Source organism: Bacteroides sp. OF03-11BH (genome assembly GCF_003604005.1).
GTDB lineage: Bacteria > Bacteroidota > Bacteroidia > Bacteroidales > Bacteroidaceae > Bacteroides > Bacteroides ovatus.
The window spans coordinates 24,432-41,295 of the sequence record NZ_QTMW01000027.1; the positions used below are offsets into that span (position 1 = coordinate 24,432).

At 41.6% G+C, this 16,864-nt stretch carries 12 protein-coding genes; 11 read left to right on the forward strand and 1 reads right to left on the reverse strand.

The genetic code is table 11. The annotated features are described in order from the left end of the window. Window positions 1-69: 69 nt before the first annotated feature. Window positions 70-501 (reverse strand): acyl-CoA thioesterase, encoded by a 432-nt coding sequence (locus DXA54_RS18200; RefSeq protein ID WP_004297299.1) that lies wholly within the window; start codon window positions 499-501, stop codon window positions 70-72. Between the two features lie 489 nt (window positions 502-990). Between DXA54_RS18200 and DXA54_RS18210 the strand changes: the two genes are divergently transcribed. The 11 genes from DXA54_RS18210 to DXA54_RS18260 all read left to right on the forward strand — a co-directional run bounded on the left by DXA54_RS18210 (window position 991) and on the right by DXA54_RS18260 (window position 16,739). Next, window positions 991-4,017, forward strand: a complete 3,027-nt coding sequence (locus DXA54_RS18210) for a SusC/RagA family TonB-linked outer membrane protein (protein ID WP_232284369.1) — start codon at window positions 991-993, stop codon at window positions 4,015-4,017. A 24-nt stretch (window positions 4,018-4,041) separates the two neighbouring features. Then, window positions 4,042-5,664 carry a RagB/SusD family nutrient uptake outer membrane protein gene (locus tag DXA54_RS18215; protein ID WP_004305446.1) on the forward strand — a complete coding sequence of 541 codons (1,623 nt, stop codon included), beginning with the start codon at window positions 4,042-4,044 and terminating at the stop codon, window positions 5,662-5,664. A 250-nt stretch (window positions 5,665-5,914) separates the two neighbouring features. Next, a complete protein-coding gene (locus tag DXA54_RS18220) occupies window positions 5,915-6,478 on the forward strand; it encodes an L-threonylcarbamoyladenylate synthase (protein WP_004297304.1) in 564 nt (187 codons plus the stop codon). Continuing rightward, a complete protein-coding gene (locus DXA54_RS18225; RefSeq protein WP_004297305.1) occupies window positions 6,479-8,272 on the forward strand; it encodes a chloride channel protein in 1,794 nt (597 codons plus the stop codon). A 71-nt stretch (window positions 8,273-8,343) separates the two neighbouring features. After that, window positions 8,344-9,315 (forward strand): methionyl-tRNA formyltransferase, encoded by a 972-nt coding sequence (fmt, locus tag DXA54_RS18230; protein ID WP_008650541.1) that lies wholly within the window; start codon window positions 8,344-8,346, stop codon window positions 9,313-9,315. Between the two features lie 98 nt (window positions 9,316-9,413). Then, a complete protein-coding gene (gene rpe / locus DXA54_RS18235) occupies window positions 9,414-10,064 on the forward strand; it encodes a ribulose-phosphate 3-epimerase (RefSeq protein ID WP_004305443.1) in 651 nt (216 codons plus the stop codon). A gap of 8 nt (window positions 10,065-10,072) precedes the next feature. Next, a complete protein-coding gene (locus DXA54_RS18240; RefSeq protein ID WP_004305442.1) occupies window positions 10,073-12,166 on the forward strand; it encodes a ComEC/Rec2 family competence protein in 2,094 nt (697 codons plus the stop codon). 46 nt (window positions 12,167-12,212) lie between these two features. Further along, the gene (locus DXA54_RS18245; protein ID WP_004297310.1) at window positions 12,213-13,250 is read left to right on the forward strand and encodes a DHH family phosphoesterase; all 1,038 of its coding nucleotides are present in this window, start codon (window positions 12,213-12,215) and stop codon (window positions 13,248-13,250) included. A 118-nt stretch (window positions 13,251-13,368) separates the two neighbouring features. Further along, entirely contained in the window at window positions 13,369-14,061 is a 693-nt protein-coding gene (locus tag DXA54_RS18250; RefSeq protein ID WP_004305441.1) for a DUF4827 domain-containing protein, read from the forward strand. A gap of 42 nt (window positions 14,062-14,103) precedes the next feature. Beyond that, complete coding sequence (gene glmM, locus DXA54_RS18255; protein ID WP_004305440.1) at window positions 14,104-15,492, forward strand: phosphoglucosamine mutase; 1,389 nt, start codon at window positions 14,104-14,106, stop codon at window positions 15,490-15,492. A 974-nt stretch (window positions 15,493-16,466) separates the two neighbouring features. Beyond that, entirely contained in the window at window positions 16,467-16,739 is a 273-nt protein-coding gene (locus DXA54_RS18260; protein WP_004305439.1) for a hypothetical protein, read from the forward strand. Window positions 16,740-16,864 lie beyond the last annotated feature (125 nt).

A 16,864-nucleotide genomic window follows, 5' to 3' on the forward strand; every position in this document is an offset into this window, starting at 1 on the left:
TGTTCCCCGGTACCGCTCGATGCTTTCATTGGTGCCGGAGGGTGTCTTCATCGGTGGGGGGGAATCAATCTATGCTTTTTGCAAATCCCGTCCTTCATACTTGCAGATCGCTTCTATCCATTCCTTGGTTAGTGGCATGGACTCATGTCTTTCAAGATTGAAAGTAACCATGATGGACTTGCAAACACATTTCACCTCATTGGTTTTCGTGTCAATGACTTGTTGAACCAGATGAAAGCTTTTGGTACCTATCTTAGAGACGGCGGTTTGTACAGCGATGTGGTCCGATGCGAAAATTTGCTTAACGAAATTCGCTTCAATATGAACAACGACAATGCCAATCTTTTCCCAATCTACTCCCGGACATACCGAACCGAAGTATTCAGTCTTTCCCAAGTCGTAAAAGGAGAAGTAAACTGTGTTGTTGACGTGACCAAATTTGTCTACATCATTGAATCGCAATTGGATAGGTAATGTGTGATGAAATACGATTTCTTCCATTGTTTTCTCTTAAACGTTTTAAATTCGACACAAAAATAGCACTTTTGCTTTCTTGCTTGAAATTGGGGCAAAGATAGATATTTCTGATGATTCTGTTCTCGGAGACGGGGGAGAAATTAGTTAATAATCGTTTAAACTGGAGTTTTGGAACGTTTATTCTGACTTCTGATATGTGGAAACAATCAGAAGGATGGAAAGGAACTTTTAAATACGGATTATTCTTAACTTATTATCTTGTGGAATATGTCCACATTTCTGTGGAATTTTTGCACAGGATCGTGCTTGAAACTTAATCTGGTTATTAATGCTTTTTTTCTTTATTGCAAATTGTTTATGTATTTGAAAATTAGTGATATAATCTCTTTTGTTAAACTTGATAAGTCTCGTTGTATCAGTCTTTTGTTATGCTTTTGGCACATAAATTGCCCAATATTGATGGTAATCTATCCTAATAACTATTCTAATTTTAGAACAATAATGGAAGTAATAATGAAAAACAAATGGCTATTATGCATTCTTTTAATGCTGTTTCTGCCTTTCGGATTATTCGCGCAGGTTGCTCCTCCTCTTGAAAAACAGAAGACAGAAACACAGGAAGCCCCGGAAAATAACAATGAAGTTACGACAAACAGCGATACTAATACCGACGGGGATGCTGGAAAGACAATCAAAGGAGTGATTAACGACGAACAGGGAGAGACAATCATTGGTGCTTCCGTCATTATCAAAGGTGAAGACACCGGAACTACCAGTGATATGGATGGTAGGTTTACTCTCGAAGCTCCGGAAGGAGCGATTTTAGTGATCTCTTACATCGGCTATCATACGCAGGAAGTGAAAGTCAGAAAGAGATCTCTTCTTCGTGTTGTGTTGAAAGAAGACAATCAGTTATTGGATGAAGTGGTAGTGGTAGGATACGGAACCGTCAAAAAGAGTGACCTTACGGGTGCTGTGTCCGGTGTATCCAACAGACAATACAAAAATCAACCAGTACAACGGGTTGAAAATATACTCCAGGGTCGTACTCCCGGTGTAGAAGTCACTGCTACGAGTGGTATGCCCGGAGCAAGTATGAAGGTGCGCGTTCGTGGAACTACCTCTATTAATAAAAGCAGTGATCCTTTATATGTGATTGACGGTATCATCTCTTCCAGTGGCTTGGACGGTATTAACCCTTCTGATATCCAGTCGATGGAAATATTGAAAGACGCTTCCTCCACTGCCATTTACGGTTCCCGTGGTTCGAATGGCGTTATCCTGATAACCACCAAACAGGGTAGTGAGGGAAAAGCACAGGTAACATTCGATGCATCGATCGGGCTTTCGACTGTCAGAAAACAGTATGACCTGCTGAACGCCTATGAATATGCAACTGCACTGAATGATATTCGCGGATCGTCCACTATCTCTGCCGAAGACCTTGAGGCTTATAAAAATGGAACGAAAGGAATCAACTGGACTGATCTTCTGACTCGTACAGGTATCACTCAGGATTATCGGCTTGCCATATCCGGAGGAAATGAAAAAGTGAAATACCTTATTTCGGGAAATGTGCTTGATCAGGAAGCCATCACGATCATGTCCGATTATAAACGCTATGGAATTCGGGCAAACATCGACTCGGAAGTGAAACCCTGGTTGACAATCTCTGCAAAATTAAACGCATCCAGTCTTCACAAACACAATGAAGGTGGGGCGAACTGGTTGCATGTCACTAACTTTTCGCCTACCATGGAGCTGAAAGATCCCGAAACCGGCGTGTACAATACAGACCCGTATAATATGATCGGTTCCAGCCCTTACGGTGAAATGATAGTGAACAATAGCGATAGCTATAGCTATAATTTAAACGCCAACCTGACATTGCTGTTTAAGATCATGAAAGGACTGACGCTTTCCGTTCAGGGAGGTTATGACTACGATAATAGTCCTTCTTATTCTTTCCGGTCGAAACTGGATTCACCGGGTGCTATCAATAGCGCAAGCAATACCAACGCATTGCATAACTATTGGCAGAATACTAACAATCTGACCTGGCAAAAGCAATTCGGAGATCATAGCTTCACTGCCATGGGTGTATGGGAAATAAGTCGTTCGTGGGACTCACAACTAAAGGGAACCGGTTCCAATCTGAACAATGAAAGTGTTGGGTACTGGAATCTTGGCAATGCTGCTATCAGAGATGCGAGCAATTCATATACGGAATTTTCTTTGGCTTCCGGCATCGTGCGTGCTAATTACGATTATAAGAAACGATATTTTATTACTGCTGCATTAAGAGCTGACGGTTCTTCTAAATTTCAGGGAGACAACAAATGGGGATATTTCCCTTCCGCAGCTGTGGCTTGGGATATTGCACAAGAATCTTTCATGAGCAACCAGCACGTGCTCGATCAGCTGAAGCTGCGTGCCAGCTTTGGTGTCACCGGAAATCAGGATATTGCTGCTTACAGCACATTAGGTATGTTGTCGGGGGCATCTTACGGCTGGGGAACTTCCACTTCCTCTACGGGATATTGGGGATATCAGTTTGCTACACCCGGCATTACCTGGGAAAAAACTTACCAATATGATTTGGGATTGGATATGAGTATCGGAGGCTTTAATATTACAGTGGACTGGTTCAAGAAACAAACGAAAGATCTGCTTTTTCAGAAACAGGTGCCTAAATATAACGGAGGTGGTACTTATTGGGTGAATCAAGGAAAACTGAACAATACCGGAGTCGAATTATCCCTTACCACTTTCCCTGTAAAGGGGGCTGTGACGTGGGAAACCAGCCTGAATGCTTCTTATGTGAAGAATGAAGTAGCAGATCTCGCAGGAGATGACTTTGTACTCACTGCTAACTATAGCGATTTGGGAGGTCCTATGCAGATTATGAAGCCCGGTTATCCTATGGGATCTTTCTATGTCTATCAATGGAAAGGATTCGATGATAAAGGCACCAATCTTTATCAGAAAGCAGATGGTAGTCTGACAACGAATCCGACTTCCGATGATTTGGTTGTGAAAGGACAGGCAAGTCCCAAATGGACAGTAGGTTGGAACAATACTGTTACTTGGAAAAACTGGACGCTGAATGTCTTTTTTAATGCTGCCACCGGATATGACCGGTTGAATATCAGCCGTTTTATGGCGGCATCCATGACTGGCGTCTCTCGTTTCGTAACCTTGCGTGATGCTTACTTCAAAGGATGGGATCATGTTGCCAACAAAGCGGACGCTCTTTATCCGAGCCTTACCAATACCGACAACAAGAGTTATGCCAATTCAGATTTCTGGCTTGAAGATGCTTCTTTTATTAAGTTGAAGAATATCAGTCTCTCGTACCGCATTCCTCGCCGTGTATTAAAGTTTGCAAGTGTACAATTGTCTGTCAGCGCACAGGATCTCTTTACGATCACCCGCTATAAAGGAATGGATCCCGAAGTGTATACCAGTTATGACGGACTGGACTATGGCGCTTATCCGATTCCGCGGACGATTACTTTCGGTGCTAAAATCAGATTTTAAACCACCTATTAAGACAATAACCGTATGAAAATAACATATACCTTTATAATGAAAGTTTTGCCTGCTCTTCTGGCAGCTTTGTGTTGGACTTCGTGTAGTGATTTCCTGGAAGAAGATCCGAAAGGACAATTGCCTTCGGATACCTATTTCAGCAACAAGGAAGATTTGGATGCTTCACTGACGGCTCTCTATTCCGTGATAGCAAGTTCACAGGCTAGTAATAACCTTTGTGGTACGAACTTCTTGGTGGGAGACGATATTTCCACTCATCCTTCAAGTAATAAGCAGCCTCTCCGTGAGCATGATCAGTTTGATGTGAAAGACAATAACTCGTGGTTGTCCAGTATGTGGGAACAGCGTTTCAAAGTTATCAAGGCCGCTAATTTTATCATTAATAATGCGGAGCGTACGCCGGAGGTGTCGAAAGAGGATATTAAGGTGGCTATTGCACAGGCGCATTATTGGAGAGCCTACTCTTATTTTTATCTGGTGACGACTTGGGGACGAGTTCCCATTATGCTGAAAGAAGAAATAGATTATAATGCTCCCTTAAAGACAGAGGAAGAAGTGTACGAACTGATCCTGTCTGACCTGAAAATAGCCGAAACCGGTTGTCCCGCAATGTATACAAAAGAACCTTATGCCAGAAACGGAATGAATATTGCCGTAAGTGAAGGAGCTGTGAAAGCAACAATGGCTTATGTTTATATGTGTATGGCGGGGTGGCCGCTTAATAAAGGAGTTGAATATTATAAACTGGCTGCCGCTAAAGCCAAAGAAGTGATAGACGGTGCAGATAATGGCACTTATTATTATAAACTGCTACCGGAATATAGTCAGGTATATTCGTGGGAGTACAATAATAAGAATACGGAGCTGCTGTTAGGTATCTACTATAACAGGGATGCGATGGGGCAGGCCGCTCCTTTAACTGATTTCCTTCAGGATATGAAACAGGCCGGTTGGGGAGATACGAATGGGGAAATCAAATTTTGGAAGAACTTTCCTGAAGGCCCTCGTAAAGATGCTACGTATTTCCCTAAAATCATGTTTAGCGACGGGAAACTATATGATTGGTGGTATGATACCGATCCTGCTTCTCGTGAAGTAGTCGCCCCCGTCTTTATGAAAACTGCAGAAGGAGCGGTGCGTGGAACAGAATTTGATTATACAAATCCTACCGTAGTCAATGCGTCGGGTGAGAAAACATTCCAGTTGTTACGTCTTTCGCAAGTATATTGCTGGTATGCCGAAGCGACAGGGCGTGCGGGAGAGATCAATGATCAGGCGGTCAAAGTTCTAAACGAGGTACGCAACAGGGCAGATGGTGAAGATACTGATAAATATACGACGGATATGTCTCCTGATAAACTGGCGGAAGCGGCTTACGATGAACATGGCTGGGAAATGGCGGGATACTATTGGGGAGGAATCGCCAGCAGAGCCAGGGATATGTTTAGAATGTACCGTTATAAGGATCATTTTGAATCCCGTAAGCTAAATGAGCCTATTGAGGTGGCGCACGATGTTTTCAGGAAAGAAGCTGTAGCAGTCACCGGAACTTGGGATGACAGTAAGATGTATGTTCCTTATCCTTATGAAGACGTGATTTTAAATCCGAACCTGGATAACAGTTGGAAAAACTGACAGTATTTAGTATGACTTATTGAATGATCTGTTTTTATAGAACGATGTAGATTCTCACAATGGATTACATCGTTCTTTCTTTTTGTATGGCTTGTGGTATCAACCTATATCATTGTTCGATAGTTAAACTCTTGTCTTGTGTGCGAATAGCTGATTTGAAAGGGGAATTTAAAAACGTCGGGCTAGATTTCACTAAATGGAATAAAAGTGTTATTTTTGCATCTTGTTCTTAACGGAAATTAATCAAGAAATGATAGAAGATATTAAAAAAGCCTGTCAGGTGATGAATGAAGGAGGAGTGATCCTTTATCCCACCGATACCGTATGGGGTATAGGCTGTGATGCGACTAATGAAGAGGCTGTACGCCGCGTGTATGAGATTAAGAAACGCGCTGACAGCAAGGCTATGCTGGTCTTGGTAGACTCTCCGGTTAAAGTAGATTTTTATGTACAGGATGTGCCTGATGTTGCATGGGATTTGATTGAAGTTGCCGACAAGCCGTTGACGATTATTTATTCCGGAGCACGTAACTTAGCATCGAATTTGCTGGCCGAGGATGGCAGTGTAGGGATTCGGGTGACGAATGAAGACTTTTCCAGACGACTCTGTCAGCAGTTTCGTAAAGCAATCGTTTCTACTTCGGCTAATGTCAGCGGGCAGCCGGGTGCGGCTAATTTTAGTGAAATCAGTGATGAAATCAAATCGGCGGTAGATTATATCGTTGGCTTTCGCCAGGACGATATGAGCCGGCCGAGACCCTCAAGTATTATTAAGTTGGAAAAAGGTGGAGTGATAAAGATAATTCGCGAATAAATGAAGGGAGAAAAACTTAGTTTATTACAGCGTTGCATCAAATGGCGGGAAGCGAATATAAAGGAGAAGCAATTTATTCTGATATTAAGTTTCCTGGTCGGAATTTTCACAGCGTTTGCCGCATTAATATTGAAATTCTTTATCCATCAGATACAGAATTTCCTAACTGATAATTTTAATGCAACGGAAGCTAACTACCTGTATTTGGTATATCCGGTAGTCGGGATTTTTCTTGCAGGTTGGTTTGTTCGTAACATTGTTAAGGATGACATCAGTCATGGAGTCACCAAAATTCTATATGCTATTTCCCGTAGACAGGGACGTATCAAGCGACATAATATCTGGTCCTCTACCATTGCCAGTGCGATCACCATCGGGTTTGGTGGATCGGTTGGAGCAGAGGCTCCGATTGTACTGACAGGTTCGGCAATCGGTTCCAATTTAGGGAGTGTATTCAAGATGGAGCACCGCACGCTGATGTTGCTCGTCGGCTGTGGCGCGGCAGGTGCGATTGCCGGCATTTTTAAAGCTCCGATTGCGGGATTGGTATTTACATTGGAAGTCTTGATGATCGACCTGACCATGTCCTCTTTACTTCCCCTGCTGATTTCTGCCGTGACAGCGGCAACCGTTTCATATATAATCACCGGTACGGAGGCTATGTTTAAGTTTCATCTGGATCAGGCATTCGAACTGGAGCGTATTCCTTTTGTTATTTTACTGGGAATTTTTTGCGGACTGATTTCATTGTACTTTACGCGTGCCATGAATTCGGTGGAAGGTGTCTTTGGTAAACTCAACAACCCTTATAAGAAACTGGCTTTCGGTGGTGTGATGTTGAGTATATTGATCTTCCTTTTCCCGCCTCTTTATGGTGAAGGATATGATACCATTAATCTTTTGCTGAATGGAACGTCTGCGGCAGAGTGGGATACGGTCATGAACAATTCTATGTTTTATGGCTATGGCAATTTGCTGCTGGTTTATCTGATGCTGATTATTCTGCTGAAGGTCTTTGCTTCCAGTGCAACGAATGGTGGCGGTGGTTGTGGTGGTATCTTTGCACCTTCGCTTTATCTGGGATGTATCGCCGGGTTTGTCTTTTCTCATTTTAGCAATGACTTTGCTTTCTCCGCTTATTTGCCGGAAAAGAATTTTGCATTGATGGGGATGGCGGGAGTGATGAGTGGCGTTATGCATGCTCCGTTGACAGGGGTGTTCCTGATCGCCGAATTGACAGGGGGATATGACTTATTTCTTCCGTTGATGATTGTATCTGTAAGTTCATATCTGACCATTATAGCTTTCGAACCTCATAGTATCTATTCGATGCGTTTAGCTAAGAAGGGACAGTTGCTTACACACCATAAGGATAAAGCCGTGTTGACGTTGATGAAGATGGAGAATGTGGTGGAGAAAGATTTCGTTGTCGTACATCCGGAAATGGATTTGGGCGAATTAGTGAAAGCAATTGCTGCTTCCCATCGAAATGTCTTCCCGGTGACAGATAAAAAAACGGGTGAATTGTTAGGTATTGTACTTCTTGACGACATTCGTAACATTATGTTCCGGCAAGAACTTTATCACCGTTTCACTGTTAATAAATTAATGACATCTGCCCCTGCCAAGATATTCGATACGGATGGAATGGAGCAGGTGATGCAGACGTTTGATGATACGAAAGCCTGGAATCTTCCGGTAGTGGATGAAGAAGGGCGATATCAGGGGTTTGTTTCTAAATCGAAGATATTTAATTCATACCGGCAAGTATTGGTACATTTCTCTGAAGACTAACTGACAATCGGCAAGATGCCGGAGCCGGGTTTATGCAGATAACAGGTTGCTATGCAGATTATAAGACGATTATGAAAAAAGAAGATTTAAGAATAGTATATATGGGGACTCCCGATTTTGCGGTAGAGGCCCTGCGTCAATTAGTAGAAGGCGGTTATAATGTAGTGGGTGTGATTACAATGCCCGATAAGCCTGCCGGACGTGGACATAAGATCCAGTATTCTCCTGTAAAGCAATATGCGCTTGAACAAAATTTACCGTTACTTCAACCGGAAAGGTTAAAAGATGAGGTTTTTGTAGAAGCATTGCGTGAATGGAAGGCGGACTTGCAGATTGTAGTTGCTTTTCGTATGTTGCCGGAAGTGGTATGGAATATGCCACGACTGGGTACGTTCAATCTTCATGCTTCTTTGCTTCCTCAATACCGTGGAGCTGCCCCCATTAATTGGGCGGTTATCAATGGTGATACGGAAACAGGAATTACTACTTTCTTTTTGAAACACGAGATAGACACCGGAGAAGTCATTCAGCAAGTACGTGTACCTATTGCAGATACGGATAATGTGGAAGTGGTACATGATAAGTTGATGGTACTGGGAGGAAAACTGGTTCTTGAAACGGTAGACGCTATATTGAATGGAACGGTAAAACCGATTCCTCAAGAAGAAATGGCGGTTGTCGGTGAACTTCGTCCTGCTCCGAAGATCTTTAAAGAAACCTGTCGGATTGACTGGAATCAGCCGGTGAAGAAGATATATGATTTTATCCGTGGATTATCACCTTATCCTGCTGCTTGGAGTGAACTGATTACTTCTGAAGAAGGAGCAGCAGTGGTCGTGAAGATATTTGAAAGCGAGAAGATTTATGAATCACATCAATTAGCTACAGGAACAATTGTGACCGATGGAAAGAAATTCATGAAAGTAGCTGTACCGGATGGATTTGTATCTATTCTTTCTTTACAGCTTCCCGGTAAAAAACGTCTGAAAATAGATGAATTGCTTCGTGGATATCACCTGGAAGATGGTTGTCTGATGAAGTAATTAATCGGATGAGCAGATTAAAACGAGCAAGCCATTAGATTATAAATAGAATAAAGCGTCTCGAATAAGAGATGGCTAGAACCTAAAATAAAAGAATTATGAAACCGATTATCGCTCCTTCCATTCTTTCTGCCGATTTTGGATATTTGGCAAAGGATATTGAAATGGTAAACCGCAGTGAAGCGGAGTGGGTACATATTGATATTATGGACGGAGTATTTGTTCCGAACATTTCATTTGGCTTTCCGGTACTGAAATATGTAGCGAAGTTAAGTAAGAAACCGTTGGATGTGCATTTGATGATTGTGAATCCGGAAAAGTTTATTCTGGAGGTAAAAGCGTTGGGCGCTCATACGATGAATGTACATTATGAAGCTTGCCCGCATCTGCATCGGGTGATTCAACAAATCAGAGAAGCCGGGATGCAGCCTGCTGTAACTATCAATCCGGCCACTCCTGTAGCTCTTTTACAAGATATTATCCGGGATGTATATATGGTGCTTGTCATGAGCGTGAATCCAGGATTTGGCGGACAGAAGTTTATCGAACATTCAGTAGAAAAAGTTCGTGAGCTGCGTGCCCTGATTGAACGGACAGGTTCGAAAGCGCTCATTGAAGTAGACGGTGGGGTGAATCTGGAAACAGGTGCCCGCTTGGTTGAGGCGGGAGCCAATGCGCTGGTGGCTGGAAATGCTGTCTTTGCGGCACCCGATCCGGAAGCGATGATTAGTCAGTTGCACGAACTGTAACTCATCAGTTGAGTACTTTTTACATCCATCGATATCCCTATATACGCCTGATTATCCCTTGGATAACAGGCGTTTTTTGTGGAGATCATTTTTTTGACCGTTCATGGGAACTTTTTTGGAGTATTCTAGCCCTTGGATTTTGTATTGCTTTATTATTTGTGCTTTATTTCCTGAAACGCCATTCTTTGCGATGGTGTTTTGGATTAGCAGTCTCTATCCTTTGTTTTATAGGAGGATGGCTTGGAATAACTTGGCAATTACAACACGCTGTCTACTCTTTTCCGGAAGAAGAAACAGTGTATCGGGTTTTAATAACGGATGCACCTCAAGCGAAAGAACATACCTACCTCTGCCAGACATTATTAAAGGAACGTCGTGATACTGCCGGCACATATCCGATAGAACGTACTGCAATCCTTTATCTACAGCAAGATTCGGCCGTCACCCGGTTGAAAAGTGGAGATGAACTGCTGATTTCTGCCCGTATTTCTCCCCCTTTCAACAATCGCAACTTTGATGAATTTGATTATGCCCGCTTCCTGATGCGGAAAGGAATCAGTGGAACAGGATATGTTGCATCCGGGAAATGGACAAAACAGGACGGAATGAATAACCTTGATCTCAAAAGTATAGCCAGCTCTTGCCGAAGAAAGATGATTTCACTTTATCAGAAACTAGGGTTTTCCGGCGATGAACTGGCTGTACTTTCAGCACTGACCATAGGAGACAAAACGGAATTAAGTGATTCGGTTCGTGAGAGTTATTCGGTGGCCGGTGCAAGTCATATTCTAGCTCTATCCGGTTTGCATATCGGGCTTTTATATACATTGCTCTTTTTCATACTGAAACCTATTGCCCGAAGAGGAAATATAGGTAGAGTTATACGTTCTGTTCTTCTTCTTATCCTATTATGGGCTTTTGCCTTTTTCACAGGACTTTCTCCTTCGGTAGTACGCTCGGTCAGTATGTTTTCAATTTTAGCAATGGCAGATATGGTTGGTCGCCAACCGCTATCTCTAAATACATTGGCGGCAGCTGCATGGTTGATGCTATTCTGTAATCCGGCATGGTTGTTTGATGTTGGTTTCCAGCTCTCTTTCCTTGCTGTTGCTTCCATCCTATTGATTCAAAAACCAATCTATCACCTGATTACGGTGAAAGGTAGAATAGGAAAATATATTTGGGGACTGATGAGTGTGTCTGTTGCTGCACAAATAGGAACGGCTCCGCTTGTTATGTTTTATTTTTCCCGGTTCTCTGTACATTTTCTATTGACGAACTTGGTTGTTATTCCTTTCATTACGATTATCCTGTATGCTGCTGTCATTATGCTTCTTCTGACTCCTCTTTCGTGGCTTCAGATCGTAGTGGCCGAAGGTGTTAAGAAACTATTGGAAGGACTTAATTTCTTCGTCCGATGGGTGGAACAGCTTCCTTACGCTTCTATAGATGGAATCTGGCTTTATCAGTCAGAAATATTGGGTATCTATATCGTTGGCTTTTTGTTAACCTATTATTTCATGAACCGTCGATACCGGAATTTATTGATTTGTCTTTTTTCTATCTTATTACTGGGGACTTATCATTCAACATTATATTGGCTAGATCGTCCCCGGACAAGCCTGGTCTTTTATAACGTGCGCGGTTGCCCTGCAGTACATTGCATTGAGAGCGATGGACGTTCCTGGATAAACTATGTAGATACTATCTCCAATGAAAAACGTCTGAAGCGCATGGCTGCTAACTATTGGAAGCATCATCATCTTCTGCCTCCCAAAGAAATAACTGCCGATTGCCGGTATATGGAACTTAATCGTCAGCAGCAGATTATATCCTATCATGGCTGTCATATTTGTGTAATAAATGATAACCATTGGCGGAACAAAACCACCGTTTCTCCGTTATATATTCAGTATCTTTACTTATGCAAAGGATATGACGGACATCTGGAAGAGCTCACCCGAATCTTTTCTATCTCTTACGTCATATTGGACGCATCTCTCTCGGAATACCGCAGACACCTCCTTGAAAGCGAATGCAAGCAATCCGGTCTGCGGTTTATCTCGCTATCCGACGAAGGTTCTGTCCGCTTTTTGCTCTAAGTACAAAGATTTATCGTACATTTGCACCTTGATAAAGTATAAGAGTATGTTGACGAAAGTAATTGAACAAGCCAAAATAGATCATTTCACCAAATGGTTTGAACGAGCTGACAAAATAGTAATTGTATCTCATGTTTCTCCTGACGGCGATGCTATCGGTTCTTCACTGGGATTATATCATTTTTTAGATTCACAAGAGAAAACAGTAAACGTAATTGTGCCGAATGCTTTTCCCGATTTTCTGCGGTGGATGCCGGGCAGTAAGGATATCCTGCTGTATGACCGTTACAAAGACTTTGCAGATAAATTGATCGCCGAAGCAGATGTCATCTGTTGCCTCGATTTCAATGCACTGAAGCGTATCGACGATATGGCAGATGCTGTGGCCGCTTCTCCGGCACGTAAAATAATGATCGATCATCATTTATATCCCGAAGATTTCTGTAAGATAGTAATGTCCTATCCCAAAATATCTTCTACTTCCGAACTGATATTCCGTCTCATCTGCCGTATGGGATATTTCAGTGATATCTCTAAGGAAGGCGCAGAATGTATCTACACAGGGATGATGACAGATACCGGTGGGTTCACCTATAACTCGAACAACCGGGAGATTTATTTTATCATTAGCGAACTCCTTTCTAAAGGAATCGATAAAGATGATATTTATCGTAAGGTGTACAACACCTATTCGGAGAGCCGTTTACGTTTGATGGGATATGTATTATCGAACATGACTGTGTATTCGGAATCTAATTCGGCTCTAATCACCCTGACAAAAGCAGAGCAAAGCAAATTTAACTATATAAAAGGCGATAGCGAAGGCTTTGTTAATATTCCCCTTTCCATTAAAAATGTCTGTTTCTCTTGCTTCTTGAGGGAAGATACCGAGAAACCGATGATTAAAATATCCCTTCGTTCAGTAGGAACCTTCCCATGCAATCAGTTAGCTGCCGAATTCTTCCATGGAGGAGGTCACTTGAATGCTTCAGGCGGTGAATTTTTCGGAACGATGGAAGAGGCAAAAGCGGTCTTTGAAAAGGCGCTTGAGAAATATAAACCTTTACTAACAGCGAAAAGCTAAAGATGGAAGGTTAAAAGTGAATATGGAAAGGTTAAAAGATACGAACTTTCAACTTCCCCCTTTCAACTTTTAATGATTTTGAGATACATTTGTGCGGAATATAGCTAAATAACAGATAATGAAGAAACTTGTATTTTTATTTCTCTCTTTGTTAACCGCCGGAAGTCTGTTCCAGGCATGCGACAATTCGAAGACTTATGCAGAAATGCTGGAAGACGAGAAAAATGCGGTGAATAAGTTCATCAAAGATAATGATATTCGTGTCATTTCATTGGAAGAGTTTGAACGGGATACGATTACAGCTTCTAAAGAAGCGGGGAATGGATATGACGAATACGTTGCTTTCTCCAATGGCGTATATATGCAGATCGTAGATCGTGGAGGAAAAGAGGATAAGAATGGAGTTGAAGTTATTAATGAGGTAGATACTTTTGCTAACAATAATGTCATTTGTACCCGCTATGTAGAACAGGATATGATGACAGGAGATACTACATGTTTCAATGTTCCTTTGGAAAGATGGATGGATGTTCCTGATTATTATAAGTTTCCATTAACATTCCGTTATGTGCAAAACACGTCTACTGTTTATGGAATCGTTTTATCCGGTAGTTTGGATTACGATTTATTATGGAATAGTAAAGGTTATGGAACTGCAATTCCATCCGGATGGCTGATTGCCTTACCTTATTTGCGTAATAATGCCCATGTACGCCTGATTGTGCCTTCTAAGATGGGACATACAACTGCACAACAATATGTCAATCCTTATTTCTATGATATCCGGAAGTTCGAGAAAGCAAAAAGCTAAAGCACTAACATTAGATAAATCAAATCTTTAACTAAAGAACCTATGACTCTAATCAAATCTATCTCTGGAATCCGCGGAACTATCGGCGGAGGAGCGGGAGAAGGACTGAACCCGCTTGACATTGTAAAATTCACCTCGGCTTATGCTACTTTGATTCGTAGAACCTGCAAGGCAAAGAGTAATAAGATTGTTGTGGGACGTGATGCCCGCATTTCCGGTGAAATGGTAAAAAACGTAGTAGTCGGCACATTGATGGGAATGGGCTGGGATGTAGTAGACATTGATCTTGCTTCTACCCCGACCACAGAACTTGCTGTAACAATGGAAGGCGCCTGTGGCGGTATTATCCTGACAGCTTCTCATAACCCGAAACAGTGGAACGCACTGAAATTGCTGAATGAACATGGTGAATTTCTGAATGCAGCCGAAGGCAACGAAGTACTTCGTATTGCTGAAGCTGAAGAATTTGACTATGCCGATGTCGACCATCTGGGATCTTACCGCAAAGACCTGACTTATAATCAGAAACATATCGACAGTGTATTGGCTCTCGACCTGGTAGATGTAGAAGCTATCAAGAAAGCCAATTTCCGTGTAGCGATTGACTGTGTGAACTCTGTAGGCGGTATCATTCTTCCCGAACTTCTTGAACGTTTAGGTGTGAAACATGTAGAGAAACTCTACTGTGAACCTACCGGAAACTTCCAGCACAACCCCGAACCACTTGAAAAGAACCTCGGTGACATCATGAACTTAATGAAAGGTGGAAAGGCCGATGTAGCTTTTGTTGTAGACCCCGATGTTGACCGTCTGGCAATGATCTGCGAGAATGGCGTAATGTACGGTGAAGAATATACACTGGTTACTGTTGCCGACTATGTACTGAAACATACCCCCGGTAACACTGTTTCTAATTTGAGCTCTACTCGTGCTTTGCGTGATGTAACTCGCAAGTATGGAATGGAATACAGCGCTTCTGCCGTAGGCGAAGTAAATGTTGTAACGAAGATGAAAGCAACCAATGCCGTTATCGGCGGTGAGGGAAATGGTGGAGTAATTTATCCTGCTAGTCACTACGGACGTGATGCATTGGTAGGCATCGCATTATTCCTTAGCCATCTGGCTCACGAAGGAAAAAAGGTTAGCGAGCTCCGTGCTACTTATCCTCCTTACTTCATTGCTAAAAACCGTGTAGACTTGACTCCGGAAATCGATGTAGATGCTATCCTTGCCAAAGTGAAGGAAATCTATAAGAACGAAGAAATCAACGATATCGACGGTGTGAAAATAGACTTTGCCGACAAATGGGTGCATTTGCGCAAGAGTAATACAGAACCGATCATCCGTGTGTATAGTGAAGCTTCTACTATGGAAGCTGCCGAGGAAATCGGTCAGAAGATAATGGATGTGATTAATGAATTAGCAAAATAATATCCTGTAAAATAGGATTTTATTTATAACATTTGAGTCTCGTATATCATAAAGATAACTGAATAAGTTGTCTCATTGATATACGAGACTTTTTATTAGGATGATATCCACTGAATAATGATAGTTACTCTTCTCCTTGAGTATTAACAATAAAGTTTCTTTTGATTAAGTCTAAACTTCCTTTCGTCCAATAGTAAACTTCTCTTTTGTTATTTACAAACTTAAAATGCAAGCTTCATTTTTATAAATGCAAGTTTTGTTTTTAAAAACGGAACCTTTGTTTTTATAAATGAAGCTTGCATTTATAGATTGGAAGGGATGAAAAGCAACTTTACTGTTAATAAAAAGAAAGTTTGGACTTAATCAAGAGCAACTTTTCTATTAATAGATTACATGAGAAGTAAGCAGTATTGAGAGGAAACTAATCTATATAGCTTACTTCTCTACTTCGTTAGAATAGATATAGTATAAGGAGGTTAGTGATATACAAAGGTTTATAGGTCTTATATCAATGATAAACACATGGCTTAATTATACAGAATTGATATATGAAAAGCACAATTGAGGGAAAATTGTAGTATATTTGTACTGTTCTTTGAGGCGTCTTTATTATTAAGGAAGCGTTTAGTGCTTTTTCTCAAGTGCGAATCTGGACAATTCGAGCTGTGTTGAGGAAATAAACAAAACGTTCTTCCTTTGGTTTGTATGTTGCATCTAGGTACTGATATACAGTCAAGGGCGTGAGCTGTTTTTGCTTGTATCCAACACAGAGGTAGTTCAGAACCTGCACTTGGATATAAGTTTAGCGGTCTCGCGCTTCTTTTGTGTATACACTTCTGTTGAGACTAGGAAGGAACTAATAAATTGAAAAACATACAAACAGTACAAGTGTTGCCAGTAATGTTGCTAATGTCCGTAACAGTATCAGCAAGAGACCTAACAGGTTTTGAACAGCTTATTGATAAACGTACGACATGAAAATAAAACTGATTGCATTATTTATAATGATGGGATCGTTGGCTGCCGTAGCTGATAATGATACTTATTTCTTTTCAAAAGTAGATTATGGTTCAGTGTTCGTTGTTCAAACAGCCGATGGATTCTTGTATCAGATAATTTTAATTGGCAGGATTTTTTTCCGGTGTGGGGTGGTGAGACGGAGGCAAAGATTGGCTGTTTCGCGGATGGGAATTGGCAAGAATGAAAGAGGCGGAATCCTTGGATTGTGCGAATTAGTAGTGAAGTAGTTGCTGAAAAATAGAGGTACTTGATAAAATAGAGTTGCATTTTCCGTATAAAAACGTATCTTTGTGTAAAGAGAATTAAAGACATCGATTATTAATGGCTATTTTTTTCGCACTGCGAAACAAAA

Coding starts and splice junctions, on each gene's coding strand:
- DXA54_RS18200 (WP_004297299.1), bottom strand. CDS start 501: ATGGAAGAAATCGTATTTCATCACACATTACCTATCCAATTGCGATTC.
- DXA54_RS18210 (WP_232284369.1), top strand. CDS start 991: ATGAAAAACAAATGGCTATTATGCATTCTTTTAATGCTGTTTCTGCCT.
- DXA54_RS18215 (WP_004305446.1), top strand. CDS start 4,042: ATGAAAATAACATATACCTTTATAATGAAAGTTTTGCCTGCTCTTCTG.
- DXA54_RS18220 (WP_004297304.1), top strand. CDS start 5,915: ATGATAGAAGATATTAAAAAAGCCTGTCAGGTGATGAATGAAGGAGGA.
- DXA54_RS18225 (WP_004297305.1), top strand. CDS start 6,479: ATGAAGGGAGAAAAACTTAGTTTATTACAGCGTTGCATCAAATGGCGG.
- fmt (WP_008650541.1), top strand. CDS start 8,344: ATGAAAAAAGAAGATTTAAGAATAGTATATATGGGGACTCCCGATTTT.
- rpe (WP_004305443.1), top strand. CDS start 9,414: ATGAAACCGATTATCGCTCCTTCCATTCTTTCTGCCGATTTTGGATAT.
- DXA54_RS18245 (WP_004297310.1), top strand. CDS start 12,213: ATGTTGACGAAAGTAATTGAACAAGCCAAAATAGATCATTTCACCAAA.
- DXA54_RS18250 (WP_004305441.1), top strand. CDS start 13,369: ATGAAGAAACTTGTATTTTTATTTCTCTCTTTGTTAACCGCCGGAAGT.
- glmM (WP_004305440.1), top strand. CDS start 14,104: ATGACTCTAATCAAATCTATCTCTGGAATCCGCGGAACTATCGGCGGA.
- DXA54_RS18260 (WP_004305439.1), top strand. CDS start 16,467: ATGAAAATAAAACTGATTGCATTATTTATAATGATGGGATCGTTGGCT.